This window comes from Mesorhizobium caraganae, from assembly GCF_016836705.1.
GTDB lineage: Bacteria > Pseudomonadota > Alphaproteobacteria > Rhizobiales > Rhizobiaceae > Mesorhizobium > Mesorhizobium caraganae.
The window spans coordinates 38995-65319 of the sequence record NZ_JAFCGY010000004.1 but is presented as its reverse complement, the minus strand read 5'-3'; the positions used below and the strand labels follow the sequence as shown (position 1 = coordinate 65319).

Sequence of the window (26325 nt, the reverse complement as noted above, 5' to 3'; positions counted from 1 at the left end):
CTCAAGAAAGGCGCAGGATGATCTTGCCGAACACGTCGCGGCCTTCCATGCGCTTCAGCGCGGCGTCGATACCGTCGAAGCCGACTTCGGTGTCGATGACCGGCGCAACCTGTCCCGCCGCCATCTTCTGCATGGCGTTGGCCATGTTCTCCATGCGGCAGCCGAAGGAGCCCAGCAACTTCAACTGCTGCTGGAAGAGCTGCATCAGATTGATCTGCGTCGACACGCCCGAGGTCGAACCGCAGGTGACCAGGCGGCCGCCGCGTTTGAGGCACAGCATCGAGGCGGCAAAGGTGTCGGCGCCGACATGTTCGAAGACGACATCGACGCCCTTCTTCTTGGTCAGCTTGCGTACAACGCCCTCAAAACGGTCGTCACGGTAGTTGATAACATGGTCGGCGCCGAGCGCCTTGGCCTTGTCGATCTTGTCGTTCGAGCCGACCGTGGTGATGATGGTGCAACCCATGCGCTTGGCCAGCTGGATCGCCGCCGAGCCGATGCCGGAGCCGCCGGCATGGATCAGGATGGTTTCGCCCGGTTGCAGCTTCGCGTTGTCGAAAAGCATGTGCTCGACCGTGCCGAAGGTGACGGGCGCGACGGCGGCGCCGACATCGGTCACGCCGGGCGGGGCAGGGACCAGCAGGCGCGCCGGCAGGTTGATCTTCTCCTGGGCAAAACCGTCGAGATGGAAGCCGTGCACGCCCGATACATGTTCGCAAAGATTGTCGCGGCCTTCGCGACAGGCACGGCAGAGGCCGCAGGTGCGGGCGCCATAGATCGACACCAATTGCCCGGGCAGCAGGCTGGAAACGCCGGGACCGACGGCCTCGACTTCGCCGGAGGCTTCGGCGCCGACGACCAGCGGCAGCTTGCGCTTGGCGAAGGCCATGCCGCGCCAGCCCCAGACGTCGATGTGGTTCAGCGCCACCGCCTTGATGCGCAGCGTAACCTCGCCCAGTGCGGGCGGCGGCGGGGGCGGCAGGTCCACCGTTTCAAGACGGCGGTCCTCGATAAGTTGCAGTGCGCGCATAAGGCCTGTCGGTTCTGTTTGAGCGGAAAGCGCTCGCTTAGACCGGTTCCCGCGCCATGACAAGGCAGGTGTTCTGGCCGCCAAAGCCGAAGGAGTTCGACAAAACCGTGCCGACTTCGGCATTGCGCTTCTTGTTCGGCACCACGTCGAGCACGATCGCCGGGTCGGGATTGTCGTAATTAATGGTCGGCGGAATGACGCTTTCACGCATGGTCATCAGCGAAAACGCGGCTTCGACCGCGCCGGCGGCCGACAGCGTGTGACCGATCATCGACTTGTTCGACGAGATCGGCATTGAGCCGATCCGTTCGCCGAATACGGTCGACAAAGACAGGTGCTCCATCTTGTCGTTTTCCGGCGTGGAGGTGCCGTGGGCGTTGACATAGTCGATCTCGTCCTCGCTCAAACCGGCGTCGGCCAAAGCGGCGCGTACCGCCGCAATCGCCGGCGAACCATCGGGCTTGGAGCGGGTGCGGTGGAAATCGTCGGCCTTTTCGCCACAGCCACGAAGGATGCCGAGGACGCTGGCGCCACGGGCGAGGGCAGCCTCAAGCGATTCCAGCACCAGCGCACCGGAGCCTTCGGCCAGCACAAACCCGTCGCGATCCTTGGAGAAGGGTTTTGAGGCCTTTTCCGGGATGTCGTTGTGGGTCGACAGCGCCGACAGCAGCGAGAAACGGATCAGCGCCTCGGCGGTTGCAGAGCCGTCGGCACCGATCGACAGCGCCCGGTCGCATTCGCCGCGGCGGATTGCCTCGACGCCGAGCTGGATGGCCGTGGCGCCCGACGCGCAGGCGGTCGACAGCGTGATCGGCAGGCCGCGCGTGCCAAACCGGTCGGCCAGCCGGTCGGCGATGGAGCCGAACTGTGTTGTTTCGAATATGTCCAATTCCTTCAGGCCGCGCGCGACCCTGAGCAGCCTCTCGGCGCCGGCGTCCTTGTTGTCGGAATTGTAGAGCGAGAAGCGATCATGCCAGTCGAGCTCGACCGGCGGCGAGGCAAGGAAGAGCGGCCCGCCGAAATCAGAGGAATCGAGGCCGGATTCGGCCACGGCCTCATTTGCTGCGGTTTCGGCCAACTCGTAAGTCAGCAGGCTGGCGCCCTTAGAGCTCGAATCCAGGAAGTCGACCATGCCGGAGATGCGGGTGTTGAGGTGGTCGACGGGAAAGCGAGTGATCGGGTGGATGCCCGATTTGCCGGAGGTCAGCGCCGCCCAATTGTCTGCCTTGCCGACGCCGAGCGAGGTCACCACGCCGATGCCGGTGACGGCGACGATCGGCCTGCCCATGTGATCTCTGAGATTGGCCATCCGGAACCTCTTAACTTTGCAGCATGATCGCGCAGCACTGCTTCAAGCAGCGTTGACCAACGCCATGCCCTCGAATTGGTGATAGCCGATCGCCGTTGCAAGCACGGTTTGCGGAACGCCTTCGAACGACTTCTCGGTCGCGGCGTCGAAAACGGGGTAGGCGGCCTTGCGGTCGACAGCCAGTGCGGCGAGCGCCACAGCGAACGGAAACTGCGCTTCCTTCATATGCCCGGTCAGCGTCGCGAAACCGCGCGCCGATATCGCCGGATTGGCATCGAGTGCTGCCTTCTCGGCTGATGTTGCCGTATGCGCGCCGGAAGCGCCGGACATGGCAAGCAGCTTACCGTTCGGGAGTGCTGCCTGTTTGAGCAACGCCGCGATCTCGGCGTCGAGTTCGCCGCGCGAGCGCCGGGCGCGGCCGGAGACGACCGGTCCGAGCTCGGCATAGATCTTGCGGCCACGGCTTGTCGCGTGTTCGCGCTGTTCCAGCACCAGGAAGGCGCCGCCGGAGCCGGAGACCAGGCCGCCACCCTCGGCACCCTGTCTTTGCCAGACCGGCTTCCACGGGCCGCGATGCAGATAGCCGGCCAGTTCATAGCCGAGCAGCATGTCGGAATGTTCGGTCTGGAAGGCGCCGCCGACCAGAATATGCGTCGACTGTCCCGAGCGGATACGCGCGGCAGCCGTCTCGACGGCGGCGACACCGGCACCTTCCTCGCCCATGAAGGTCCTCGACGATCCGGTCACCTTGTGGACGATGGAGATGTTGCCGGCGAGCAGGTTGGAAAGCTGCGCCAGGAAGAGCGTCGGCCGCAATTCGGTGGTCAGCTTCTCGTTGAGCAGCACGTCGCGGTCGTTGCGGCTTTCCGAAGCGGCGAGGATGGCGGCATCGACCGCCTCGTCGCGCTCGCCGCCGCCGGCGGCGACAACCATGTCCATGGTCGTGCAGAGCTCGTCATTGCCCTTGATGCCGGCATCGTCCAGCGCCAGGCCGGCGGCATAGGTGCCGAGCCGCTGCCAGGTTTCCATCTGCCGCTGGTCGCCGCGCTTGGCGATCTGCAGGTTCCAGTCGATCTCGGGCAGCGGATGCACGGTATAGGGTGCAAAGCGCGCGGGTTCGAGCACTGGCTGCAGGCCAGGCTGCGCCAGCTTCTGCCAGTGGGCGTCAGGGCCTTCTCCAAGCGAGGAGACAAGGCCAATGCCAGTGATGACGACGTCGCGGGGGCTGCTCATGAGCGGCTTTGTGGGTCAGGCGGCGCAGCCCGTCAAGGCCGCGCGCTTGCCCGATATCAGGCGTTCTTGGCGGCGACCAGCGCGTCGATCTTGGCGCACAGGTTCTTCATGACGAAGTAATCGTCGGTCGAGGCCTTGCCGTCATTGACTTCCTGGGTCCACTTTTCCAGCGGCACCTTGATGCCGAATTCCTTGTCGATGGCAAAGACGATGTCGAGGAAATCGAGGCTGTCGATGCCGAGATCGTCGATCGTGTGGCTCTCGGGGGTGATGGTGTCGATATCGATCTCGCTGGTGTCGGCAATGATCTTGGCGACTTTGTCGAACGTGGTGGACAAGGGCTCTTCCTTCGGTTGCGGGCGGAATCTGTCCGCATCTGGTTTGGGCGCTGTCTAATCGGTTTTTCCCGGCAGGAAAAGGCCTGATGCGCCGGGCGCAGATGGGGAGGGGTCTCAAGAAGCGCAAGAAGGGCCGCCGGCTGACCCGGCGGCCCTTCCATTTGACGTGACGTCAGCTCTCGCGGAGCTTGACGATGTCGTTGAGCAGTCCGCCCGTTCCGTTGTGGACGGTCAGCCGCTCGACCTTGCCGGCGATGGTTTCCAGAGCCTCAAGCTCCTTCAACCGCAGCATCACCGGGTTCTCGGCCATCACCCTGGCTGTGTTGAGGAGCGAACGCGTGGCGTTCGTCTCTTCGCGGCGGCGGATGACGTTGGCCTCGGCCTGCTTTTCGGCCGAAACCACCTGGTTGAGGATTTCGCGCATCTCGCCCGGCAGGATCACATCCTTGAGCGAGATATCGCTGACCTCGACGCCGATCGCGGCCATGTCGGCACGGACCTTGGCCGCCGCCTCCTCGTCGACCGTCACCTTCTTTTCGAGGATCTGGTCGAGCGTCAGCGCGCCAAGCGTCTTGCGGAAGGCGTACTGCAGGGCGCGGTAGAGGGCTTCGGAGAAGTCCTTCACCATGCTCACCGCCTTGACCGGGTCGACGACCTGGTATTCGGCGGCGATGTTGACCCGGATCGTTACCCGATCCTTGGTCAGCACTTCCTGCCCGGCGACATCGAGCGACTGGCGCTTGAGGTCGACGACCTTCACCTGCACCATGCGTCCGACATTCCAGAACGCATGCACGCCCGCCGACAACGTGCGCACCAGCACACCGTCGACGAACAGCAGTCCGGCCTGGCCATCGACGACCGGATGGACGGACATCAATTCCGTCTTCCTGCTTTGGCCGAGGCGGCGCATCAGCGCCGGATCGATGGCAAGATCGACTGCGGTGTCGACCAGCGTCACCTTCCACGGGCCGGCATCCGTCCACAGCACCAGCTTGCGGTCCGGCGCCAGCGCAGCATGCAGATTGCCGTCACGCTCGATGACGGCGACCTCCGTGCGTCCGGTGCGAACCACGGTCAAATGACGCGAGGCCACATCCGGGAGCTTGTCGAACAACGCCTTCTCGTACGCCGAAGCGAATTCCGGGTTCTTCAGATCGTGCCGCGACACCTCAAGGTTGCCGCGCCGGTTGGCGAGCGAATGCTCACCCGGCAGCAGGACAGCCTTGATCTCCCCCTTGTAAAGGGTGAGGGCACGTTCGTTTTCCCTCACGAGGACGCGCTCGCGTCCAAGAACCTTGTCGAGAATAGTCGTCATTGTCTTACTCCTGTCGGGCATGGCCCCATGCGAGGCGTCACGTCATGCGTCGATCTTCCCTTCGTTTCTCGTTTCACTTCGTCGTTCCCGGCACGAATGATCCGGGGACCGGTGGCATCAATCCGTGGCGGGCCTTCGGGAGCGGATCGCGAGGCAGCGAAGCGGGCTCGGCAAGCCGAAGCCTCCCTTGCCGGCGACACTGCGCCTTGATCGTCACCGCGGGCCTGGCCGCGAGCCGATGGCGTCAGACCGTTCGAACCGGCCTTGGCCTAATGGGCTTCGGCGGCTCGTCAGGTCTTCAGCATTCCGGTCCCCGGACCGTTTTTGGATAACACCACCCAAAGGTGTTGGCTTATCAGGCCAATGGAGAAGGACTCGAACCTTCGACAATCAGATTAACCGTCTGATGCTCTACCCAAACTGAGCTATCCGTGGTGCAGACAGCAGGACTCGAACCTGCGACCTCCGGACCCAAATCCGGCGCTCTCCCCCTGAGCTACATCCGCGATCCCAATCCCCGAAACGGCGCCGTATACAGGGCGACAAAGCCGCCTGCACGGGCGGAGACGAAAGCTCCAACCGTTGTGCTCGCTTCGGTTTTCGTGACCGGGAGCGCGCCTATAGACCCTGCGACGGGTTGTCGCAAGCGGCATTGTAGCGGCGAATTTGCGGCTTCTTTCGGCGGTGGTATTTCGGCAACAGTGCGAGGGATGGCGGCCTTGTCAGAAAGTGACGCGACCGAGCACGCGCAGGCCGTCACCTTGCGGCTCGACCACCACCGCTTCGCCTTCGCGCGGCGAGACGCCGGTCAGCGCGACGATGTTTTCGAGATGGGTGACCATGACCAGATTGTCGGAGCCGGAATAGGCACGGATCTCCTTTATGACCGCTGCGAGCTGCGCGGCCTTCTCGGTCGGATCGCTCTTCAGCAGATCGAGCGGTGCAAAAAGCTCCGGCTCGGCTTCGAAGGCGATACGGGCGGTATCGAGGCAGCGGCAGTAGCGGCTGGACAGCACCCGCTCGATGGGCGCGGCGCGGGCGCCGAACAAGGCGCCGATCTTGCTTGCCTGCTGCTTGCCGCGCGCCGACAGATTGACTTGCGTTGCGCAGTTGTCGATGTCGAAATTGGCCGGGTCGGTGGTGCCGGTGACCAGCGCGTGGCGAAGCAGCACGACATGGCCGCCGTCACGCAAAAGCGCCCAGCCGGCATCTGTCGCATGGGCCGCGGCCGGGAGAACAAGCAGAAATAGCGCCACAAATCGAATCATCTGATACCTTCCGAGAGCCCGATGTCGGCCCCGGTTATTCGCATATAGGGATCGGAAAGCCGGCACAAAGACAAGCGAAAGGCGGACCCAAGCGCGTCGCGCCCGAAACGGATTCACGCGACGCGCTCTGGATTTTGTTCTTATGCATGTCGTTGTCCCAAAACCGGGGTCACTTTTGGGCGACATGCATTGGCGTCCGCAATTTCATTTTTTCGCCATCTGCTTCTTCGCCAGATCGATCTTCTGGTCGGTGAGCGGGATGGGGATCGTGTAGCCGGCTTCAGTAAAGCCCTGCTTGGCGTTCTCGAAGAATTCGATCGCCTTGAGATATTCCGGCTTGCCCGCCCCATAGCTGGCGCGGTTCCAGTGGACGTCACCAAGATTGTTCTGCTCGAAGGCCCACTGCAGCGGCTGACTTTCGCGCGTAAACACCTTCAGCGTCGCCGTGAACGCCGCTTCGGCGTCGTTGAGATATTTGTCGGTCCGCTGGAGATTGCCGAGATTGAGCAGGCTCATACCGATGCCATTTTGAGCATTGGCCCAGTCAACCGGTGCTGCCTCGATGGTGAGTATTTCGAGCGCTGCCCGCCGTGCCGCAATCGAATCCTGCAGGGTCTTGGGATCGGCATTGCTCATGCTCAACCAGTGCAGCGTCGAGCCCAGGCCGGCTTGGGCCAGTGCCCATTGCCGCGGGTTGGTTTCGCGCTTGTACTCGCGCAACGCATTGCCGTAGGCGTCGACCGCATCGCTATAGTGTTCGGGCTTGTCGGTCACGCCGCCCAGCAGCTGCAGCGTGTTGCCGAGATTGTAGTAACTCATGGCCCAGTCCTGCGGGAACTTCCGCCTGACATAGACCTGCCGTGCCGCCTGGAAGGCTGCCGCCGACTGTTCCAGCTTGGCCGCATCACGCGTGCGCTGGCCGAGTGTCTGGTAGATCGAGCCGAGATTGTTCTGCGCCGAGGCCCAGTCCATCGGGAAGCGCTGGCGGGTGAACACAGTCAGCGCGTCGTCGTAGGCGGAAGCTGCTTCTTCAAGCGTAGCCGTGCCCATGTCGAAGCGGGCAACACCGCTCAGCGCATTTCCGAGATTGAGGCGACTGGTGGCCCAGGACACCGGAAAGGTTTCCCGGGTTCGCACTTCCAGCGCGGCGCGGAAAGCGTCGGCCGCCTCATTGATCTTGGCCTTGTCGTTGAGCTGGATTCCAAGTGTGACCAGCGTGTTGCCGAGATTGTTCTCGACCATCGCCCATTCCACCGGCGTTTTGGGCCGTGTGTACTCCTCGAGCGCCAGCCGGTAAGCGGCTTCGGCCTGCTTCAGATGCTCGCCGACGGGTTCGCGTTCGGAGAGTGCATAGAGGGCGAGGCCAAGATTGTTCTGCGAAGATGCCCAGTCCAAGGGCAGCTTGTCGCGCGGGCGCTTCTCCAGCGTGGCGCGCATTGCTGCCACCGCATCGTTCAGGCGCTTGGGGTCGCTTTCGCGTTCCCCTATCTTCAGCAGCACATTGGCCAGGTTGTTCTGCGCAGCGGCCCAGTTGCGATCATCTTTCTCGCGCTCGAAGACGACAAGCGAATCGCGAAAGATCTGCGCCGCTTCTTCCAGATGCGCGGTCTCGGTTTCGCGTTCGCCGATGGTTTGCAGCACGACTGCCATGTTGTTGCGAGTGATTGCCCAATCGCGATTCTGTTCACCGTTGGGGATGAAGTTCAGAATGACATGATAGGCCTCGATGGATTGTTGCAGGGCATTGAGGTCGCCCGTGGCGTAGCCATAAGCGTTCAGCGCCTCGGCCTCCTGGTTCTTGTAGTTCCAGCGCAGCTTGTCGTCCCACTTCTCGACCAGCGAGAACGCCTTGGCATAGTCGTTGGCGGCGGATTTGTAGTCGAAGACCAGTGCGGCGGCGTCGGCGCGTTTGGCATAGATGGCGGCGTCGGCGATGCGCTTTTGCCTGACCAGATCCTCGGCCTCGTCGACCGCACCGCTGTTTTGCTCAACCCGGCCGACAGCGTCATCGAGGAATTTGCGCGCCGTCACCATGGCACCCTGGTTGATGGCTTTGTCGGCTGACGCGACCAGGCGGCTGATCTCGGGATCGTCGGTGCGCAGCGCCGCGCGCTCGGCCATCATCTTCTTCAGGCGCTCGGCCTGGCCGTCCAGGACCTTCTGAAGATCGTTCGGGTCTTCCGGGATCTTTTCCGTGCCGAGCGCCCTGAGCACGCCGTAGAGCGCATCGAGCGGCACGCCGTCCTGCAGCGAGGCCAGTTCCACCTGCGCCCGCTTGGGGTCGGGCAGGTCGGAGATGGTCAACAGCAATTGCCGCCGCTCACCAGTGATCAGCCCATCATCGCCGGTCGGTTCCGGCGGCGCGACGCCGAAATAGAGCAGACGGCGCAGGCTCTCGCTGACCCAGGGGCGCTGCTTCGCCTTGGTATCGAGATAGACCTCTTCGGTCACCATGCGCATGACCGAGCCGAATTCGGTACCCTTCATCGCCGTGAGGTGACGCAGAAGCGCCGCCGCATAGGGGCTGTTTTGGCCTACGGCGCCATCGAGCGCCGGGCGGCCCGGCTCCGCGGCAAAGCCGACCACCGTGCCGAGGCTGGCATCCTCCGCCGTTGCATTGCCGAGCGCCTTCGCGCCACGCACTGGTTCCAGCCCGCCGGCGCCGATGGGCTCGGCGGAAGCCGTCGGCGCCCGGCGCACGACCGCGTCGGCCGGAAATGGATTGGTGCGGCAGGCGTCGAGCAGCACGATCGTCACCGGCACGGTCTTCTTCAACTCGTCCATGACGGCCGAAATCGGCACCAGTGCCTCACCGGCATTTTTCAGCGAGGAGACGTCGGCGTCGACCGGCACCAGATAATTCTCGCCGCCGGCCTCGATGCCATGGCCGGAATAGTAGATGAAGGCGACGTCGGCGCCTTCGGCATCCTCGGTAAACCGCTCCAGGTCGCGCTTCAGCTTGGCGGCATCACGATCGGTGACGTTGCGGGCGTCGAAGCCGAGGTCGGTCAGCATCTTGGCCATGTCGCGGGCATCGTTGGCCGGATTGGCCAAGGCCGCGATATGGTCGTATTTCGACTGGCCGATGATCAGCGCCACGCCCTTGAGGCTTTTGGTCTCGGCCGCCTGAGCCACCGATACGGCAAGGCAAAGCAGCATGGCGACGAAAGCCGCCAACCGCCGGACAAGATTGCCTTTCGAGGTGCCGACAAAGGCCATTTGTCGTGTCGTCCGCCCAATGATCCAAACCCTCTATAAGCTTGCCAGCCGACGATGATCAAATTCGGGCGCGATTGCGCCGCGAGCATGGCTCGCTTATCCCTCGGGAAATGTCGCCGCTCACCGAAACCGTCCTCTTCGTCTACAGCCTTGTCGCGCTCGGCTATATCGCCGGGTGGACCGGCTATCTCCGGCCGGCGAGCGGCGAAGGGATATCGGAGTTCGCCGTCAACGTGGCGATGCCGCTGCTGCTGTTCCAGACGATGGTGAAGTCCGACTTCCATGGTGTCGCGCCATGGCCGCTATGGGGCGCTTACTTCGCGGCCGTCGCGATCACCTGGGCCGCCGGCCATCTGGTCACCACCCGTGCCTTCGGCAGGGATTCTCGTGCCGGTGTCGTTGGCGGCGTGTCGTCGGCGTTTTCCAATGTCGTGCTGCTCGGCGTGCCCTTTATCCTCGGCATATTCGGTGCGGATGGCTTCGAGGTGCTGTCTCTGCTGGTCTCCGTGCATCTGCCGACCATGCTGATGGCCTCGATCGTGCTGTTCGAAGTGTTCGGCCGCGGCAGCGGCGAACCCGTGCATCCCTTGCGCGTTGTGCGTAGCTTCCTCAGGCGGCTGTTCATGAATCCGTTGATCATCGGGATTCTGGCGGGGCTTGCATGGCGCATCACCGGTGCACCGCTGCCGGATGTCGCCATGCGCCTGGTCGATGCGCTGGCCGCTACGGCGGCGCCGGTGGCACTGACCATGGGGCTCAGCCTGCGCCGCTTCGGCATTTCGGGCAATGTCCGGCCGGCGCTGGTGCTTTCGGCGCTGAAACTGTTCCTGATGCCGGCGCTGGTGCTGGTCTTCGTCTGGCTGCTCGGCCTGCCGCCCTTGACGGCCAAGGTGGCGGTGATGGTGGCCGCTATGCCATCCGGCGTCAATTCCTACCTGATCGCCGTGCAGTTCAACACCGGCCAGGCGCTGGCGTCGAACCAGATGACCATCGCCACCGCCTGTGCCGTTCTCACGACGACCTTCTGGCTGACGGTGGTGGTTCACGTCTTCGGTTAGGCCACACGGCAATTTGCCTGTTACGGCTCTCGTCTTGCTCTGGCCCAACCCCTATATGCCATCTTGCGATTGCTTGCGGGGCTTGCCCTAGGTTAAGAGCAGTGGCTTCAGCGTGCCGGCTCCGCAGCCTTTGCGCACGCTCGTCGAAGAGATCCAGAAACCGGCCCGTCAGTGCGCCGAACGGAGGCTAGACCATGCTTCAGAAAACCAGCCATTTCATGCGCCAGGCCAATCTCATCAATGGCGAATGGGTGCAGGCCGACAGCGGCCGGACGGTCGACGTCAACAACCCGGCCACCGGCCTCAAGATCGGCACCGTGCCGAAGTCGGGCAAGGCGGAAACCCGCCGCGCCATCGAAGCCGCCGCCGAAGCCTTCAAGAGCTGGCGCAAGACCACCGCGCTCGAACGCTCGAAGCTCTTGCGCAAGCTGCATGACGCGATGATGGATAATCAGGACGTGCTGGCCGAACTGCTCACCATCGAGCAGGGCAAATCGCTGGCCGAATCCAAGGGCGAGATCGGCTCGGCCGCTGCTTACATCATGTGGTTCGCCGAGGAAGGCCGCCGCACCTATGGCGACGTCGTGCCGTCGCCGTGGGGCGATCGCCGCATCCTGGTGACCAAGGAGCCGGTCGGCGTCATCGCCGCCATCACGCCGTGGAATTTCCCGTCCTCGATGCTTGCCCGCAAGCTCGGCCCCGCACTTGCCGCCGGCTGCACCGCCGTCGTCAAGCCGGCCTCGCAGACGCCTTACTCGGGTCTCGCCTGGGGCGCGCTTGCCGAGGAAGTCGGCTTCCCCAAGGGCGTCGTCAACATCCTGACCGGCTCGGCTGCCGAAATCGGCGATGAGATCTGCGCCAACCCGCTGATATCGAAGATCACTTTCACCGGCTCGACCGAGGTCGGCAAGATCCTGATCCAGAAGTCGTCGGTCACCGTCAAGAAAGTGTCGATGGAACTCGGCGGCAACGCGCCGTTCCTGGTCTTCGACGATGCCGATCTCGACCGTGCCGTTGCCGGTGCGATAACCGCGAAGTACCGCAATTCCGGCCAGACCTGCGTTTGCACCAACCGCTTCCTCGTGCAGGCCGGCATCTACGACAAGTTTGTCGAGAAGCTGGCCGCAGCCAGCAATGGCCTGAAGGTTGGCTCGGGCCTCGAAGAGGGTGTGCAGCAGGGACCGCTGATCGACGTGAAGGCGGTCGAGAAGGTCGAGGAATTCATCGCCGACGCCACGTCCAAGGGCGGCAAGGTTGTTGCCGGCGGCAAGCGCCACGCGCTTGGCGGCTCGTTCTTCCAGCCGACTGTCATCGCCAATGCGAAGCCTGACATGCGCTTCATGAAGGAAGAGATTTTTGGCCCGATCGCCCCGGTGTTCAAGTTCGAGACCGAGGAAGAAGCCATCGCGCTCGCCAACGACACAGAGTTCGGCCTTGCCGCCTATTTCTACACCGGCGATCTCGGCCGCGCCTTCCGGGTCATGGAAGGTCTGAAATACGGCATGGTCGGCGTCAATGAAGGCCTGATCACCACGCCGGAAGCGCCGTTCGGCGGTGTCAAGGAATCGGGCCTCGGCAAGGAAGGCGGACATCAGGGCATCGAGGATTATCTCGACACCAAATATGTCTGCATTGGCGGCCTCGGCCTCTAACAGCGTAGAAAGGCGGGGCAGGCTATGCGCCTGCCCTTGCCAGACGACATTCAGCCGGCCTAGAGCGGTTCAGCGGAAACGCCGAACCGCTCTATCTCATTGTTTTTCGCAATTCCGGACGGAAAACCGTTTCACACTTTTCCTGGAATTGCTCTAAGTCGACAGATCAACGAATTAGCATTTGGGCATAGCGATGAAGGACGGCGAGGTCTTCGGCACGACGCAGGCGGGCGAACCCGTCCGCCGGTTCACCATCCGGGGCGGCGGCATCAGCGCCAACATCATCGGGCTCGGCGCCATCATCCAGGATCTGCGGCTTGCCGGCCATGACGCGCCGCTGGTGCTGGGGTATGACCGCTTCGAACCCTATGAGACCGACCGGGCCTTTTTCGGCGCGGTCGTCGGCCGTTATGCCAACCGCATCCGCGACGGCCGCTTCACCATCGCCGGCCAGCGCTACCAGACCGAACGCAATTTCCTGGGCAAGCACACGCTGCATGGCGGTTCGCGGGGCTTTTTCCATCGGCCATGGACGGTTTCGCTGCACGGCAGGGATTTTGTCACGCTGACGCTGCACGATCCCGACGGCACGATGGGCTTCCCCGGCGCGCTCGACGTCACCTGCACCTACCGGCTGAAGATCCCCGGCACGCTCTCGATGGAGCTGACCGCCACCTGCGAGGAGCCAACGCTGTGCAATCTGGCGCAGCATTCGTACTTCAATCTCGACGATGGCGGCAGCAGTGACATTCTCGACCACCGGCTGATGCTGAATGCCGGCGCCTACACGCCGGTTGATGGCGAGATGATCCCGACCGGCGTGGTCAAGCCTGTAGACGATACCCCGTTTGACTTCCGCCAGGCGCGGCCGCTGCGCATGGAAACGGAAGGCGAGCAGCTCCCCTACGATGTCAATTTCTGCCTGGCGTCCAGCCGTGGTCCGCTTCACCAGGTGGCGTGGGCGCAAGGCGCCAATTCAGGCGTCGAGATGGAGGTCTGGACCACCGAGCCCGGCCTGCAGCTTTACACCGGCCAATATGTCACGCCGACCTCGGGCGGCCTGGGCGGGCGGCGCTACAAGGCGTTTTCCGGCTTTTGCCTCGAAGCACAGGCCTGGCCCGACGCGCCGAACCGGCCCTATTTCCCGCAGGCCACGCTGTGGCCGGGACAAATCTATCATCAGGTCACGGAGTATCGTTTCCGCTTACCCTGAGATTTCCTCAGCTGTTGAAAGCGGTTTTCAGCGTTTCGAACGGCGCCAGCGCACCGCGCACCTGCACGACAGCGGCGGCGACGCGATGCGCACGCTGCACGGCCTCTGCCGGCGCATGGCCGGCAAGCCGGGCGGCGAGATAGCCGCCATTGAAGGAATCGCCGGCGCCGGTGGTGTCGACGGGGGTGGCGACATGCTGGGCCGGGACCGGCTGCAGGGTTCCGCCAGTGGCGATCAGCGCCGGCTCCTCGCCATTCTTGACGACGACTTCGCCGACCAGTTTTCCAAACCGCGCTGCGGTCGCTTGCGGCGCGGCGTCGCCAAACAGCATCTGCTCGTCGGGGAAGGTCGGCAGCGCGATATCGGTGACGGCAAGCGCATCGAGGATCGCAGCTTGCGCCTCTTCGCGACTCTGCCAGAGGCGCGGCCGGTAGTTGGGGTCGAAGGCGACCAGCGAACCGGCAGCGCGCGCCTTGGCCACCGCTGCCAGCAACGTCTTGCGCGCGGCGGCGTTGAGAATTGCCAAAGTGATTCCGGAAAAATACACAAGCGCCTGGTTTTCAAGGCTTTTTGCCAGGGCGACCGGGTCCGAGGCAAGCCGCCTGGCCGCCGCGTCGCCGCGCCAATAGGTGAAGGCGCGTTCGGCGCCGGTCAAGGTGATGGCGTAAAGGCCGGGCCGGGCACCCGGGATGACCGGGCTGGCGCCGATGCCGATGCCGTTTTCTGCGAAAAAGGAAATCTGACCCTGCGAGAACGGATCGTCGCCGAAGGCAGAGACGTAAGTGGCGGGCCTCTCGCCGCTCAGCGCATGCAGTGCCCATAGCGTGTTGAACGTGTCGCCGGCAAAGCCCATGCGCCAGTTGGGCCCGGTCTGGCCGGACAGTTCGAGCATGCATTCACCGATCGAAGCGATGCCGTCTGCTGCCATAATTCTCCCTCGGGGTTTGGTTTCGGTCCTGTAGCTTTTTGCAGCCGGCAGCGCCATGCTTGGCGGCGACGGATTTTTGCGCCAGAAGCGTTTTCCCACAGAAGCGGCGGGACGCGAATTGCTTCCCGGGACGTTATGTTTGGAAGAGGAACCGGTTTGGCATCGATATGGCGTTATCTTCTTGCGGGCCTTGGTCTGGCCGCCTTGCTGGCTGGCATACTGGCGATCGTCTATCTGACCGCGCCGCAGTCGGCGCCGGGCACGGATGTTTCGCGCTCGAAGAAGACGGCGAATGGCCTGTTTGTCGCAAGTTTCCAGCCGGAGCGGGGCGTTATCAAACAAGGCGAGCTGCAATCCTGGCTGCTCACCTTGAAGACGGTCAAAGGCGATCCCGTGGAAGGTGCGGCGATCTCGGTCTCCGGCGGCATGCCGCAGCACAATCACGGCCTGCCGACCAGTCCGCAGGCGACCGATTATCTGGGCGAGGGGCGCTACCGAATCGAGGGGTTGAAATTCACCATGAGCGGCGTGTGGCAGTTGCGCTTCGCCATTTCGGCCGCTGCCGGTTCCGACACGGTCGTCTTCAACGTGGTGCTGTGACCCGATGAGCCGCCTGTCGCGTCTTCTGGCACTGGTGGCGGTTTTGCTGGTTGCCGGCTGCGGCAAGCCGGATTTTTCCGATGCCGAAAAGAAGACCATCGCTTCGCTGGCGCTGAACGCCTTGCCGGTGCTGAAGCCCGACACCACCAACCGCTTCGCTGACGTGCCGGCCGCAGCGGCTTTGGGCTCCACTCTGTTTTTCGACCAGGGCATGAGCCATGACGGCAACGTGTCGTGCTCGACCTGTCACAAGATCGACCGGCAGTTCCAGGACGACCTGCCGCAGGCCGTCGGCGTCGGCCGCACCAATAGGCGCTCGATGCCGCTGGCCGGGGTGGCGCGCAATCCGTGGTTCTTCTGGGACGGACGGCGCGACAGCCTGTGGGCGCAGGCGCTGACGCCGCTGGAAAACCCGCTCGAGCAGGCGGGAAACCGCGCCGCCTTCGCGCATTACATCCAGAAGCGGTTCGGCGAGCGCTACGAGCGGATCTTTGGGCCGCTGCCTGACCTTTCCACCGTGCCGGCCAATGCCAGTCCGCTCGGCAATGAGGCCGAGCAGGCGGCGTGGAAGGCGATGACTGCGGCCCAGATGGACGATGTCAACCGCGTCTTTTCCAATATCGGCAAGGCGATCGCCGCCTTCGAACGGTCGATCGAACCGGCGCAGACGCGCTTCGACCGTTTCGCCATCGACCTGGCCTCCGGCGCCAAGCCGAAAGCCGACGATGCCTTTTCGCCGGAGGAAATGCTCGGGCTGAAATTGTTCATCGGCAAGGCCAATTGCGTGACCTGCCATAACGGGCCGCGCTTCACCGACAACAGTTTCCACAACACCGGCGTGCCACCGGTGAAGGACTTACCGCTGGATCGCGGCCGCTTCGATGCAGTGGCGCAGGTTGAAGCTGATCCGTTCAACTGCTTCGGCGCGTTCCGCGATGGTGACGCCGGCGCCTGCGGCGAACTGCGCTTCATGGTCAAGGACGCGCCCGAACTGATGCGCGCCTACAAGACGCCGTCGCTGCGGGGCGCAGCGACGCGGCCGCCCTATATGCATGCCGGCCAGTTCTCCTCGCTGGAGGAGGTGGTGGCGCATTATTCGGCGGCACCCGCTGCTGTCGAGGGCACCTCCGAGGTGCACCCGCTGCAGCTGTCGGACCGTGAACGCGCTGCGCTGGTGGCATTCTTGAAGACGCTGTCGGAGTGAGTCAGCGGTCCTTCACCGTCTCCATTGCCACGAAGGTCGAGGTCTGGGCGACGTGCGGGAGCGCCGAGATGCGCTCGCCGAGCACGCGGCGGTAGGCGGCGATGTCGGTGGTGCGGACCTTCAGCAGATAGTCAAAGCTCGACGCCATCATGTGGCACTGCTCGATTTCCGGCACGGCCTGCACCGCGCGGTTGAAAGCGTCGAGGGCGGCCGAGCGCGTATCCGACAGTTTGACCTGGACGAAGGCGACATGGCCTTCGCCCATGCGCTCGCGGTCGATGATCGCCTGGTAGCCTCTGATGTAGCCGTCCTTTTCCAAGCGCTTTACCCGCGCCTGTACCGGCGTCTTCGATAGGCCGACCTTGCCGGCCAGTTCCGACATGGACAGCCGCCCGTCGCGCGCCAGAGACGACAGGATGTTTTTATCGATGCGGTCCAATTGGTCTTCTGTCACTGATATTGCAGTCCAATTGATGAGGAAGTGAACACAATGATAGTTCATTCGGCCTGCAATGTCGATTTCTTTGGACCGGTTGAAAATACGTCTCTGTGCTAGCTTGAGCCATTCGGTCCGGCGACCGCCGGCCCGCTCCCAGATGCTCGCTCCGCAGGACCGCCATGCCGCTCGACACCATCCGCCAGCAGATCCGCGCCAACTACCTGCCCGACGAAGACGCGGCGGTGAAGAGGCTTGCCGAAGCAACGGGGCTTTCCACCGAAGCCCGCGATGCGATCTCGGCTCGTGCCGCCGATCTGGTGCGGGCGGTGCGCGGCTCGTCCGACCCGCGGCTGATGGAGGTTTTTCTCTCGGCCTACGGCCTCTCCACCAAGGAAGGCGTGGCGCTGATGTGCCTGGCCGAGGCGCTGCTGCGCGTGCCCGACACCGAGACCATGGACGATCTCATCGCCGACAAGATCGCGCCGCATGACTGGTCGGCGCATTCGGGCGGTTCGAGTTCGATCTTCGTCAATGCCTCGACCTGGGCGCTGATGCTGACCGGCCGCGTGCTCGACGAGGGCGAAGGCGGCATCGAAGGCACGCTGCGCTCGATGGTGCGAAGGCTGGGCGAGCCGGTCATCCGCAAGGCGGTCGCCGCCGCCATGCGCGAAATGGGCGAGCAGTTCGTGCTCGGCCGCACCATTGCCGAGGCGATCAAGCGCGGCCGTCCGATGATCCAGAAAGGCTATCTCTATTCCTTCGATATGCTGGGCGAGGCGGCCCGCACCGAGGCCGACGCGCTGCGCTATCTCAAGGCCTATGCCGACGCCATTTCCTCGCTCGATTCCGGTTCCAACGGTCCGGATATCCGGCAGAACCATGGCATCTCGGTCAAGCTGTCGGCGCTGCATCCGCGCTATGAAGAGGCGCAGAAGGAAAAGATGCTGCCTGTCATGGCTGAGCGGCTGCTGTCGCTGGCGCTGGCCGCACGCCATTCGCGCATGGGCCTCAACATCGACGCCGAGGAAGCCGACCGGCTGGATCTGTCGCTGGATGTCATCGAGCGCGTGCTGGCCGAGCCGGAGCTTGCCGGCTGGAACGGCTTTGGCGTCGTCGTCCAGGCCTATGGGCCACGCGCGGCCTTCACCATCGACTGGCTCTATGCGCTGGCGAAAAAGTACGACCGCAACATCATGGTGCGGCTGGTCAAGGGCGCTTATTGGGACACCGAGATCAAGCGGGCCCAGACGCTCGGGCTTTCCGGCTACCCCGTCTTCACCCGCAAGGCCAATACCGACGTTTCCTATATGGCCTGCGCCAAGAAACTGCTTGGCATGACCGACCGCATCTATCCGCAATTCGCCACCCACAATGCGCATACCGTCGCCGCCATCCTGTCGATGGCCGACAATCGCGACGCCTTCGAGTTCCAGCGCCTGCACGGCATGGGCGAGGCGCTGCATGAGACGGTGCGCCAGGCCGAAGGCACGCGCTGCCGCATCTATGCGCCGGTCGGCGCGCATTCCGATCTGCTCGCCTATCTGGTGCGCCGGCTGCTGGAGAACGGCGCCAACTCATCCTTCGTCCACCAACTGACGGACGAGGATGTCGAGCCGGAGGATATTGCGCGTGATCCGCTCGAGACGGTCGAGAGCCAGGGGCCGGCAGCCAATCCGGCGATCGCTCGTCCGGCGACGATCTTCGGCGCCGGGCGGCGCAACTCGAAGGGGTTCGACATCACCGATCCGGTGACGCTGGCGGCGATCGACAAGGCCAAGGCGGCCTTCGCCGGGCCCGAGCGCTGGCATGCCAAGCCGATCACGCGTGCGGCCGGCTACGGCAAGCAGCGTCCGGTGGTCAATCCGGCGAAGCCCGACGAGGTCGTCGGCACGGTCAGCGAAGCCGCCGGCAAGCAGGTCGCGACGGCCGTGCGCTTTGCGGTGGAGGCGCAGCCTGCCTGGGCGAAGCGCCCAGTCGCTGAACGCGCCGCGATCCTCAACCGCGCCGCCGATCTCTATGAGGCCAATGCCGTCGAGTTCTTCGCGCTCGCCACCCGCGAGGCCGGCAAGTCGCTGGCCGACGGCGTCGCCGAAGTGCGCGAAGCCGTCGACTTCCTGCGCTACTACGCTGCCGAAGCGGCGAACAATGAAGCGGGCACCGAGGCGCGCGGCGCCATCGTCTGCATCTCGCCATGGAACTTCCCGCTCGCCATCTTCACCGGCCAGATCGCCGCCGCGCTCGTCACCGGCAATTCGGTCATCGCCAAGCCGGCCGAACAGACGCCGCTGATCGCCTTCCGCGCCGTCGAACTGTTGCGTGAGGCCGGCGTGCCGGAGGATGTCATCCAGCTTCTGCCCGGCGATGGCCCGTCGGTCGGCGGACCGCTGACTGCGGATCCGCGCATTGCCGGCGTCTGCTTCACCGGCTCGACCGAGGTCGCCAAGCTGATCGAAAAGCAGTTGGCCGAGACGGCAGCGCCTGATGCCATGCTGATCGCCGAGACCGGCGGCCTCAACGCCATGATCGTCGATTCCACGGCACTCCCCGAACAGGCGGTGCGCGACATCCTGGCGTCTGCCTTCCAGAGTGCCGGCCAGCGCTGCTCGGCGCTGCGCGTGCTCTATGTGCAGAAGGACGTCGAGAAGAAGATGCTGGAGATGCTGACGGGCGCCATGGAGGCGCTCACCATCGGCGATCCTTGGGCTATTTCGACCGATGTCGGTCCGGTCATCGACGATGAGGCGCAGGCTTCGATCCGCGAGTATTGCACCACGATGGGCCTGCAGGGCCGGCTGATCGCCAAGCTCGAAGCACCGAAAGATGGCCGCTTCGTCGCGCCGCATGTGTTCCGGGTCAAAGGCATCGAGGAGATGGAGCGCGAGGTGTTCGGCCCGGTGCTGCATGTCGCCAGCTTCGACGCCGACGGGATCGACGCCGTTATCGCCGCCATCAACCGCAAGGGCTATGGCCTGACCTTCGGCCTGCACACCCGCATCGAGGGCCGCGCCCAGCATTTCGTCGACGGCATCCATGCCGGCAACATCTATGTCAACCGCAACCAGATCGGCGCGGTCGTCGGTTCGCAGCCCTTTGGCGGCGAGGGGCTTTCAGGCACCGGGCCGAAGGCCGGCGGTCCGCATTATCTCCGGCGGTTCCGCAAGGCGCCGGAGGCCGGCACCGAGATTGCGGAGGGCCACAAGGTGACGGCGACCGAGCTCGCCGACAACCTGCCTGATCCGACGCTTGGCGGCTGGTCGACGCGGCCGGACCGCATCGCCATTTTGAGAAAACATCTGCGCGGCAAGGGCGCAGCGGCGATCGGCGCTGCCGCTGCAATCGATTTCGGCCAGGTCGACCTGCCCGGGCCGACCGGCGAGGCCAACACGCTGTCGCTGTCGCCGCGCGGCCGGGTGCTGTGCCTCGGGCCGGACGCCGACACGCTGCTTGCCCAGACGATCCAGGCGCTTGCCGCCGGCAATGCGGTGCTGGCCGTGGCGCCCGGCGCGCCGGCAGCCCTCTCCGCGTTGACCGGCAAGGGGCTGCCGTTGGCAGCCATAGATGGCCGGCCCGACCCGGTCGAGGCGCGTTCGCTGCGCGTCGATGTTGTCGCCTTCTCGGGCAAGCCGGAAGCAGCCCGCATCGTGCGCAAGATCATCGCCAACCGGAGCGGCCCGATCGTGCCGCTTGTCAGCGAAGTGCTCAACCCGGCGGCCTATGCGCATGAACGCGCCGTCTGCGTCGACACCACGGCGGCCGGCGGCAATGCCAGCCTGCTCGCCGCGGCGTAGGGAACTTTTCGCGGCTCGCTTGCCTGTGTCTGGTTGCAAGGATATGCGCTGATAGAGAATAACCCGAGCGGGCGCAGCCGAGCCGATGGAAGACACGTCCCTACCGTTCGAGCTGCCGCGCGTGGCCGTGGTCATCACCTGCTATAATTACCGGTCTTATGTCGAGCGTGCCATACGCTCTGTGCTGGCGCAGACCTACCGGAATTGGGACTGCGTCATCGTCGACGATGCCTCGACCGACGGCTCGGCCGAGCATGTCCGGCAGCTTCTCCAGATCATAGACGATCGGCGCCTGCGCCAACTGGTGCGCCAGGACAATGGCGGGCAGATCGCGGGCTTCCGCGATGGCTTTGCCGCGACCGATGCGCCTTTCATCGCATTTCTCGATGCCGATGACGTCTGGCTGCCGGACTTTCTCCTCGCGCATCTGTCGACCCATCTCAACACGACGCATTCGGCCGCGCTGTCCAGCTCCGACGTTTTTCTGATCGATGGCAACGACACCTTGCTCGCCGGTACTTTCCTTGCGTTGCGCAAACCGCGTTCCGGGCCGGAACGCAATGGCGTCGCCATTGGCCCCGGCGGCCAGCTTTCCGGCATTGCGCCAGGGATCCCCTATGCATCGCAGCATCCCGTAACCTATTTTGCTCCGAACGTGTCGGGCTGGCTGTGGTCGCCGTGCTCGGCCATCCTGTACCGGCGTGGTGCGCTGGAGCCGGTATTGTCGTTCCCTTTCAAGGCGAAAGTGGGGACCGACTACCTGGCGGCAACATGTGCGCATATGGCCGGTGGCAGCCTCATCTTGTCCGAATGCCTCGGTCTCTATCGCCTGCACGGGTCCAACCTATCTACCAGCACTGCCTTTGCCGGTGGTCCTGTGCTGCAAACGCCTGGCTTCAGAACCTACAGGAGCGTCCTGGCTGCGGATGTCGTCGACTATGTGCTGGCGAATTCAACCTGGCTCAGCGATGTCAACGGGCGCAATTTCATACCCGCATTCCTGAAGCAGCATGGGCGCCAATTCAGGGAGATCGCCCGCGATCCGCGCCTTGTGCGTTATCTGACCCGCGGACAGCCTTTGCAACGGCTGCGCCTGCACATTGCCGGATGGTTGCGGCGGCTGGGTGGCCGCGGCTCGATGCGATAAATGACAAGAGCGCCTGAGGTTCTCACGCTCGAGTCGCGTCAGGCGCCCTCGACGACCGAGAAGCCTTCGAACTGCGGATGGCCGAGATAGTGCACCTTCGAGGTGCCGGCGTTGCGGTGGGCGGCGCGGAAATTCTCGGATTTGGTCCAGGCGACGAAATCCTCGTAGCTTGCCCACACCGTGTGCGAGGCAAACAGCGTGTAGCCCTCGGCCTCGTTGACCGGGCCGCGAAGCAGGTGGAATTCCCTGAAGCCTTTCATCTCCGAGAGGCTGGAATCGCGGTTCTTCCAGACATCCTCGAAGGCGGTCTCCGAGCCATTCTGGACCTTGAAGCGGTTCATGGCGATGTACATTGGCTTCCTCTTGAATTGGCGGACGACATTTGGCGAAGGTCTACGAGCTGCTTAAAACGGACCGATCCGCGCCCTGAACACCCAGCTTGATCTGCCGGTCTCCGGCGGAATGGGCGGGAACGGCGCCTGCTGGCGCACCAGCTTCAAGGCGAATTGGTCAAGCTCATCCGACCCTGAACTTTCGGCAAGCTGTACCTCGCCGATGCTGCCATCGGCCATGACGACGAAGACGACCCTGGCATTGTTGCTGGCCTTTTCTTGAATCGCTTTCGAAACGCGGCGGTTGGCGCGAGCAAGCTTCTTTTGAATTTCACCGCTGTAGCGGGCTTCCATCGCATTGCCGGCCGCGCCCTGTTTTTTGCCCTTGCTAGCAACCGCTGGCGCGTCGCGCTCCTCGCCATCTGCCGCGCCGCGAACCTCTCCCGATCCGGCTGGTGCGCTTGGCCTCGGGCTCGGGACCGGCGGCTTGGCGGCAGGCAAATCAACAGGAGGCTCGGCGGCGGGAGGCGCCTCTGAACTTTGCGGTTGAACCGCTGGCGGTGTCGACCTCTCAACCGCTGGGGCGACACTTTTATCATTCGGGATGGCGGCCGTCAGTGTATCTGGAGCGACGGTTGCCTGTTCGGCAGCCTCCGGCGCAGGCTTGGGTGCCGGCGGCTCCTTGACGGATTGAGGCGCCTCGGTTGGCGGGGCGGGTTGAACAGCCTCGGGCTTGGGCGGCTGCGGATCGGTCACCAAGGCGACATCGATCGCGTCGGGCGCCTGGCTATCCAAAGCGCTGCCGACCACGTCGGCGCCCGGTTGATCGGTGCCTTCGGATTGTATCGCGTTGCTTGAATCGAATGTTCCAGCCGGCGCGATAAAAAACGCCGCCGCTGCCGCAGCATGGAACAGGCAGGAAGCGATGATCGCCATCGTCCATTTGCGGTCTCCTGCTGACGGACGCGCCTGCTCAAGCGGCACGGGCGGCGCAATCGCCAGTTCGTTGCCGGCGTCGTCGGGGAGGGGGCTGATGTCCTGCATGTGTCGCGGCGAGACCTGCCGCGAGCGAGGTGGGATTGTCAAATCAAGATCGGTTGCCGGCCATGACGGCGGACCGGAGATGGGCCAGGTCGCGCTGTTGTGCTTGAAGGTGGGATGCAGGCCCACCTCAGACGCCGAAAGCGATACCGGTCTTGGTTTGCGTCTTCAGACCGCGCATGCAGGCTCCCGGCTCGACACCGGTGCTGGCGCATTCGGTGGCGCTGTTGATCAGCACACGGCTGAGTTTGGCGCAGTTGGTGCCGGCGAGGTCGAAGCGGGTCACCTTGGTCTTGCCGGCCGGCAGGTCCTTGAAGTCGAGCACGCTCAGACGGTCGACGACACCGGCCTCGTTGAACAGCGCGATCTCGAAGGCTGCCTTGGACAGATCGGCGCCGAGCGCATTGTTGACGACGAAGGTCAGGCGGCAGCCCTTGTCGGAGGGCTGCGCGGCATTGAGCTCGAGGCTGAGTTGGGGCGCCGGCGCGGGCTGCGCCCACGCCGACGCCAAGCCAAGCGACATCGCCAGCATCGAGGTCAGGAGACGAAGCGATGTCGTCAAGCTTGTCAGGGTGTCAGCCTCCAAAGCGCATGGTTGCGGCCAGCTTCAGCGTGATGCCGGGCTCGTAGATGACGGCGGTGGTGCCGCCGTTCAGCGGGTTGGTGTATTTGACATCGAACAAATTGTCGGCGCGGAAGTCGACCTTCAAATTGTCGGTTGCCTGGTAACTGGCGAAGGCGTTGACCAGCGTATGATCCTTGGCAACAGGATTGCCCTTCGGCTTGCCGTTGTACTGCACCTCGCCGCCGACTGTAAGCTTGTCCTCGAGGAAGCGGAAGCCGAGCTGCCCGGTGACCTGCGAGGACGGGATGGTGGCAAGGTCGGCCCGCTCACCTTCATAGGAGATGGTGTGGCCGTTGATGATAGAGGCCGAGAGCCCGGCATAGCCCCAGGCGGCATCGTAGACGCTTTCCAGTTCGAAGCCGTTGATCTTGGCCTGGGCGAAGTTCTGGTACTGGAAGCAGATCGGGATGCCGGGGCCAAACGGGCAGCCGCTGGTCGGGTCGAATGCCGACAGCGTCACGCCCTCGATATAGTCGTCGACATTGTTGTGGAAATAGGCCGCCTTGAGCCGGAACGCGTCGCCGGCTTCGATGATGTCGTTCAGCTTGTAGTTGACGCCGAATTCGGTGGTCTTGCCGGTTTCAGGCCGCAGGTTCGGGTTGGGCAGGAACGGGAAGGTGACGCCGGCCGGATGATTGCCGCTGATCAGCGTCTCCGTCAGCGACGGCGAGCGGTAGCCTTCGGCGTAGGTGCCATAGAATTGCAGGCCAGCCAGGCTGGCGCTTTCGAAGGGCGAGAGGCCAACGGTGATGCGCGGCGACAGCCTGTCGCCTGAGGTTTCGTTGTCCGAATCCTTCAGGCTGTAATTGTCGTAACGCAGACCGGTGATGACTTCGAGCCAGTCCCAGCTCAACCTGTCCTGTATATAGGCGCCCGAAACGTCGCGCTTACCCGACGGCGTGTAGAAGCTGTCGCCACCCGACGTGCCGCCGGTCTCGACATCGTCGCCGACCCAGTCGCCGCCATAGGTCAGCTCGTGCGAGATGGCGGCGGTCTCGAAGCGCGACGTGTTCCAGATGTCGATGCCGGTCGTGCCGACATCGAAGGTCGACGTCGAGCCCGCCGGAAGCACGACGGGAAGACCGGTGACCGGATCGAAGCGGTTTTGCGGCACAAGCGTGGTCAGGTCGAGATTGGTCTTGTTGTATGAGGCGTTGATGTGGAGATCGAGCCAGCTCTTGGCGTCGTCGGTGATATTGTAGCGGGCGGTGAAGGTGTTCGACTTCAGGTCGACATCGTTCGCCGGTACGCCGCCGCTGGTTTCCGTCCAGCCATCGCTCGAACCGACCCAGCCGAGCTTCAATTGGCTGTTTTCACTCGGGCGGATGGTGGTCTTGAGCAGGCCGCTCAGCACGTCGAAGCCGGTGCCGGCGACGGTGTCGCCGCTGCCATTCTTGTAGTCGTCGTAGTCGCGGTAGACGATGTTGCCCAGCACATCCCAGTTGTCGTTGAATTTGTAGGCGCCGCTGGCGCTGGTGGTCCAGCCCTTGCCGTTGCTTTCATAGCGCCCGGTGACCGATGCGCCCCAGGTTTCGCCCGGCCTGAGGAAATCCTCCGCATCCTTGGTGTCGAAGAAGACGACGCCGCCGATGGCGCCGGAGCCATAGGTGTTGGCGGTCGGTCCGCGAATCACGTCGACGGACTTGATGAGTTCGGGATCGACATAGAAGGTCGACTGCGTGCCGTGGTCGGAGCGCTGGAAATTCTGCCTGGCGCCGTCGACGATCACCGCGACGCGGCCGAAATCCTGCAGGCCGCGGATGTTGATGCTGGAGCTGACGCGCCGTGCGTCGGCCTGCGCGGTGACGCCCGGCACGCCAAGCAGCATTTCATTGGGTGTCGTCGCCATGCGGCGATCCAGCTGTTCCTGGTCGACATGGCTGGCCGAGGCCAGCGATACGATCGCCGTTTCGCCGGTGCGGCTGATGACGAGGATCTTGTCGAGCAGCGTTACGCCGGCCGGCGCGGGCTTGGTGTCCTCGGTTTTCTTGCTCGGATCAGTCTGCTGCTGGTCGGTAGCTTGTTGTGCGCTGGCCGGCGGCGTCAACAATGCGATCGCTGCTGCCCCCGCAAGCAAGGCTGCAATTGCCTTTGCCATAGGCCGATGCGCCGGATCGGCGTTTGCCAGATCCAGTCGTCCACGATTTGCCAACCCCATTGCCCCAACTCCAGGTTCGATGCTGGCTGGCGGCGGCGCTCGCTGGCATTTTTCATTTCGTCCGGCGTCTTAAATGTTGACTCATTTGGTCCGGTAATGCACTGACTAATAAACATGACTATTCGAGTCAAGAAATGAATCGGCATTTTTGCAACGCCTAGCCAGACGCCCGGCACAGGAAAGGGATAGACAGAAATGAACACCCACAATCCCAATGACTTCCGTTACCGCGTCCGCCGTTCCGAGGAGACGCCGACCCGCTTCGACCGGGTGCCGCTGGCGGTGCGGACCTTGTCGTCCAACACGCTGTTCCAGGGCGAGCACGAGATCGGCATCGAGCACCATGGCGCGCTCTACCGGCTCAAGATCACCCGTCAGGGTAAGCTCATCCTCAACAAGTGACGAACCAGACAGGCAGACAGGTA

General features: G+C 63.8%; 22 protein-coding genes and 2 tRNA genes. 8 read left to right on the top strand and 16 right to left on the bottom strand.

Going from position 1 to position 26325, the window contains the following annotated elements; all coding sequences use genetic code 11:
- Position 1: 1 nt before the first annotated feature.
- The 9 genes from JQK88_RS12285 to JQK88_RS12245 form a co-directional block, all read right to left on the bottom strand.
- Entirely contained in the window at positions 2-1030 is a 1029-nt protein-coding gene (locus JQK88_RS12285) for a zinc-binding dehydrogenase (RefSeq protein WP_203278434.1), read from the bottom strand.
- Between the two features lie 37 nt (positions 1031-1067).
- Complete coding sequence (locus JQK88_RS12280; protein WP_192257449.1) at positions 1068-2339, bottom strand: beta-ketoacyl-ACP synthase; 1272 nt, start codon at positions 2337-2339, stop codon at positions 1068-1070.
- A gap of 42 nt (positions 2340-2381) precedes the next feature.
- Positions 2382-3572 (bottom strand): beta-ketoacyl-ACP synthase, encoded by a 1191-nt coding sequence (locus JQK88_RS12275; protein WP_192257447.1) that lies wholly within the window; start codon positions 3570-3572, stop codon positions 2382-2384.
- 56 nt (positions 3573-3628) lie between these two features.
- A complete protein-coding gene (locus tag JQK88_RS12270) occupies positions 3629-3910 on the bottom strand; it encodes an acyl carrier protein (protein WP_006335407.1) in 282 nt (93 codons plus the stop codon).
- A gap of 172 nt (positions 3911-4082) precedes the next feature.
- Positions 4083-5228: a slipin family protein gene (locus JQK88_RS12265; RefSeq protein ID WP_203278433.1), complete on the bottom strand. Its 1146-nt coding sequence runs from the start codon at positions 5226-5228 to the stop codon at positions 4083-4085.
- Positions 5229-5588: 360 nt separating this feature from the next.
- Positions 5589-5658, bottom strand: a tRNA-Asn gene (locus tag JQK88_RS12260).
- A 2-nt stretch (positions 5659-5660) separates the two neighbouring features.
- Positions 5661-5734, bottom strand: a tRNA-OTHER gene (locus JQK88_RS12255).
- A 216-nt stretch (positions 5735-5950) separates the two neighbouring features.
- Entirely contained in the window at positions 5951-6496 is a 546-nt protein-coding gene (locus tag JQK88_RS12250; RefSeq protein ID WP_192257444.1) for a histidine phosphatase family protein, read from the bottom strand.
- Between the two features lie 204 nt (positions 6497-6700).
- A complete protein-coding gene (locus JQK88_RS12245) occupies positions 6701-9715 on the bottom strand; it encodes a caspase family protein (RefSeq protein WP_203278432.1) in 3015 nt (1004 codons plus the stop codon).
- A gap of 110 nt (positions 9716-9825) precedes the next feature.
- Between JQK88_RS12245 and JQK88_RS12240 the strand changes: the two genes are divergently transcribed.
- The 3 genes from JQK88_RS12240 to JQK88_RS12230 all read left to right on the top strand — a co-directional run bounded on the left by JQK88_RS12240 (position 9826) and on the right by JQK88_RS12230 (position 13638).
- A complete protein-coding gene (locus JQK88_RS12240; RefSeq protein ID WP_203278431.1) occupies positions 9826-10773 on the top strand; it encodes an AEC family transporter in 948 nt (315 codons plus the stop codon).
- Between the two features lie 194 nt (positions 10774-10967).
- Positions 10968-12425: an NAD-dependent succinate-semialdehyde dehydrogenase gene (locus tag JQK88_RS12235; RefSeq protein WP_203278430.1), complete on the top strand. Its 1458-nt coding sequence runs from the start codon at positions 10968-10970 to the stop codon at positions 12423-12425.
- 187 nt (positions 12426-12612) lie between these two features.
- Positions 12613-13638 (top strand): aldose epimerase family protein, encoded by a 1026-nt coding sequence (locus JQK88_RS12230; protein ID WP_192257688.1) that lies wholly within the window; start codon positions 12613-12615, stop codon positions 13636-13638.
- 7 nt (positions 13639-13645) lie between these two features.
- On the opposite strand, the gene JQK88_RS12225 is transcribed toward JQK88_RS12230, so the two are convergent.
- Positions 13646-14566: a sugar kinase gene (locus JQK88_RS12225; protein ID WP_203278429.1), complete on the bottom strand. Its 921-nt coding sequence runs from the start codon at positions 14564-14566 to the stop codon at positions 13646-13648.
- A gap of 156 nt (positions 14567-14722) precedes the next feature.
- On the opposite strand from JQK88_RS12225, the gene JQK88_RS12220 reads away from it, so the two are divergent.
- Positions 14723-15166 carry a FixH family protein gene (locus tag JQK88_RS12220; RefSeq protein WP_203278428.1) on the top strand — a complete coding sequence of 148 codons (444 nt, stop codon included), beginning with the start codon at positions 14723-14725 and terminating at the stop codon, positions 15164-15166.
- Between the two features lie 4 nt (positions 15167-15170).
- Positions 15171-16370 carry a cytochrome-c peroxidase gene (locus JQK88_RS12215; protein ID WP_203278427.1) on the top strand — a complete coding sequence of 400 codons (1200 nt, stop codon included), beginning with the start codon at positions 15171-15173 and terminating at the stop codon, positions 16368-16370.
- Position 16371: 1 nt separating this feature from the next.
- On the opposite strand, the gene JQK88_RS12210 is transcribed toward JQK88_RS12215, so the two are convergent.
- Entirely contained in the window at positions 16372-16824 is a 453-nt protein-coding gene (locus JQK88_RS12210) for an Lrp/AsnC family transcriptional regulator (protein WP_112565348.1), read from the bottom strand.
- A gap of 164 nt (positions 16825-16988) precedes the next feature.
- Here JQK88_RS12210 and putA point away from each other — a divergent pair, with 164 nt between their 5' ends.
- On the top strand, positions 16989-20597 hold the full coding sequence (putA, locus tag JQK88_RS12205) for a bifunctional proline dehydrogenase/L-glutamate gamma-semialdehyde dehydrogenase PutA (protein WP_203278426.1): 3609 nt from the start codon (positions 16989-16991) through the stop codon (positions 20595-20597).
- A gap of 85 nt (positions 20598-20682) precedes the next feature.
- Complete coding sequence (locus JQK88_RS12200) at positions 20683-21744, top strand: glycosyltransferase (protein ID WP_203278425.1); 1062 nt, start codon at positions 20683-20685, stop codon at positions 21742-21744.
- A 38-nt stretch (positions 21745-21782) separates the two neighbouring features.
- On the opposite strand, the gene hmuQ is transcribed toward JQK88_RS12200, so the two are convergent.
- The 5 genes from hmuQ to JQK88_RS12175 form a co-directional block, all read right to left on the bottom strand.
- Positions 21783-22097, bottom strand: a complete 315-nt coding sequence (hmuQ, locus tag JQK88_RS12195) for a heme-degrading protein HmuQ (protein WP_203278424.1) — start codon at positions 22095-22097, stop codon at positions 21783-21785.
- 51 nt (positions 22098-22148) lie between these two features.
- Complete coding sequence (locus tag JQK88_RS12190; protein WP_192257426.1) at positions 22149-23120, bottom strand: energy transducer TonB family protein; 972 nt, start codon at positions 23118-23120, stop codon at positions 22149-22151.
- A gap of 127 nt (positions 23121-23247) precedes the next feature.
- Positions 23248-23688, bottom strand: coding sequence for a hypothetical protein (locus JQK88_RS12185; protein ID WP_203278514.1), 441 nt, complete (start codon positions 23686-23688; stop codon positions 23248-23250).
- 4 nt (positions 23689-23692) lie between these two features.
- Positions 23693-25840 (bottom strand): TonB-dependent hemoglobin/transferrin/lactoferrin family receptor, encoded by a 2148-nt coding sequence (locus tag JQK88_RS12180; protein WP_246749815.1) that lies wholly within the window; start codon positions 25838-25840, stop codon positions 23693-23695.
- Entirely contained in the window at positions 25786-26103 is a 318-nt protein-coding gene (locus JQK88_RS12175) for a hypothetical protein (RefSeq protein ID WP_192257704.1), read from the bottom strand. Before JQK88_RS12175 ends, JQK88_RS12180 begins: the two co-directional genes overlap by 55 nt.
- On the opposite strand from JQK88_RS12175, the gene hemP reads away from it, so the two are divergent.
- Positions 26096-26302, top strand: a complete 207-nt coding sequence (hemP, locus tag JQK88_RS12170; RefSeq protein ID WP_023673860.1) for a hemin uptake protein HemP — start codon at positions 26096-26098, stop codon at positions 26300-26302. The two genes, JQK88_RS12175 and hemP, sit on opposite strands and share 8 nt — an antisense overlap.
- Positions 26303-26325: the final 23 nt, after the last annotated feature.

Coding starts and splice junctions, on each gene's coding strand:
- JQK88_RS12285 (WP_203278434.1), bottom strand. CDS start 1,030: ATGCGCGCACTGCAACTTATCGAGGACCGCCGTCTTGAAACGGTGGAC.
- JQK88_RS12280 (WP_192257449.1), bottom strand. CDS start 2,339: ATGGCCAATCTCAGAGATCACATGGGCAGGCCGATCGTCGCCGTCACC.
- JQK88_RS12275 (WP_192257447.1), bottom strand. CDS start 3,572: ATGAGCAGCCCCCGCGACGTCGTCATCACTGGCATTGGCCTTGTCTCC.
- JQK88_RS12265 (WP_203278433.1), bottom strand. CDS start 5,228: ATGACGACTATTCTCGACAAGGTTCTTGGACGCGAGCGCGTCCTCGTG.
- JQK88_RS12250 (WP_192257444.1), bottom strand. CDS start 6,496: ATGATTCGATTTGTGGCGCTATTTCTGCTTGTTCTCCCGGCCGCGGCC.
- JQK88_RS12245 (WP_203278432.1), bottom strand. CDS start 9,715: ATGGCCTTTGTCGGCACCTCGAAAGGCAATCTTGTCCGGCGGTTGGCG.
- JQK88_RS12240 (WP_203278431.1), top strand. CDS start 9,826: ATGTCGCCGCTCACCGAAACCGTCCTCTTCGTCTACAGCCTTGTCGCG.
- JQK88_RS12235 (WP_203278430.1), top strand. CDS start 10,968: ATGCTTCAGAAAACCAGCCATTTCATGCGCCAGGCCAATCTCATCAAT.
- JQK88_RS12225 (WP_203278429.1), bottom strand. CDS start 14,566: ATGGCAGCAGACGGCATCGCTTCGATCGGTGAATGCATGCTCGAACTG.
- JQK88_RS12215 (WP_203278427.1), top strand. CDS start 15,171: ATGAGCCGCCTGTCGCGTCTTCTGGCACTGGTGGCGGTTTTGCTGGTT.
- putA (WP_203278426.1), top strand. CDS start 16,989: ATGCCGCTCGACACCATCCGCCAGCAGATCCGCGCCAACTACCTGCCC.
- JQK88_RS12200 (WP_203278425.1), top strand. CDS start 20,683: ATGGAAGACACGTCCCTACCGTTCGAGCTGCCGCGCGTGGCCGTGGTC.
- hmuQ (WP_203278424.1), bottom strand. CDS start 22,097: ATGTACATCGCCATGAACCGCTTCAAGGTCCAGAATGGCTCGGAGACC.
- JQK88_RS12190 (WP_192257426.1), bottom strand. CDS start 23,120: ATGCAGGACATCAGCCCCCTCCCCGACGACGCCGGCAACGAACTGGCG.
- JQK88_RS12180 (WP_246749815.1), bottom strand. CDS start 25,840: ATGGCAAAGGCAATTGCAGCCTTGCTTGCGGGGGCAGCAGCGATCGCA.
- hemP (WP_023673860.1), top strand. CDS start 26,096: ATGAACACCCACAATCCCAATGACTTCCGTTACCGCGTCCGCCGTTCC.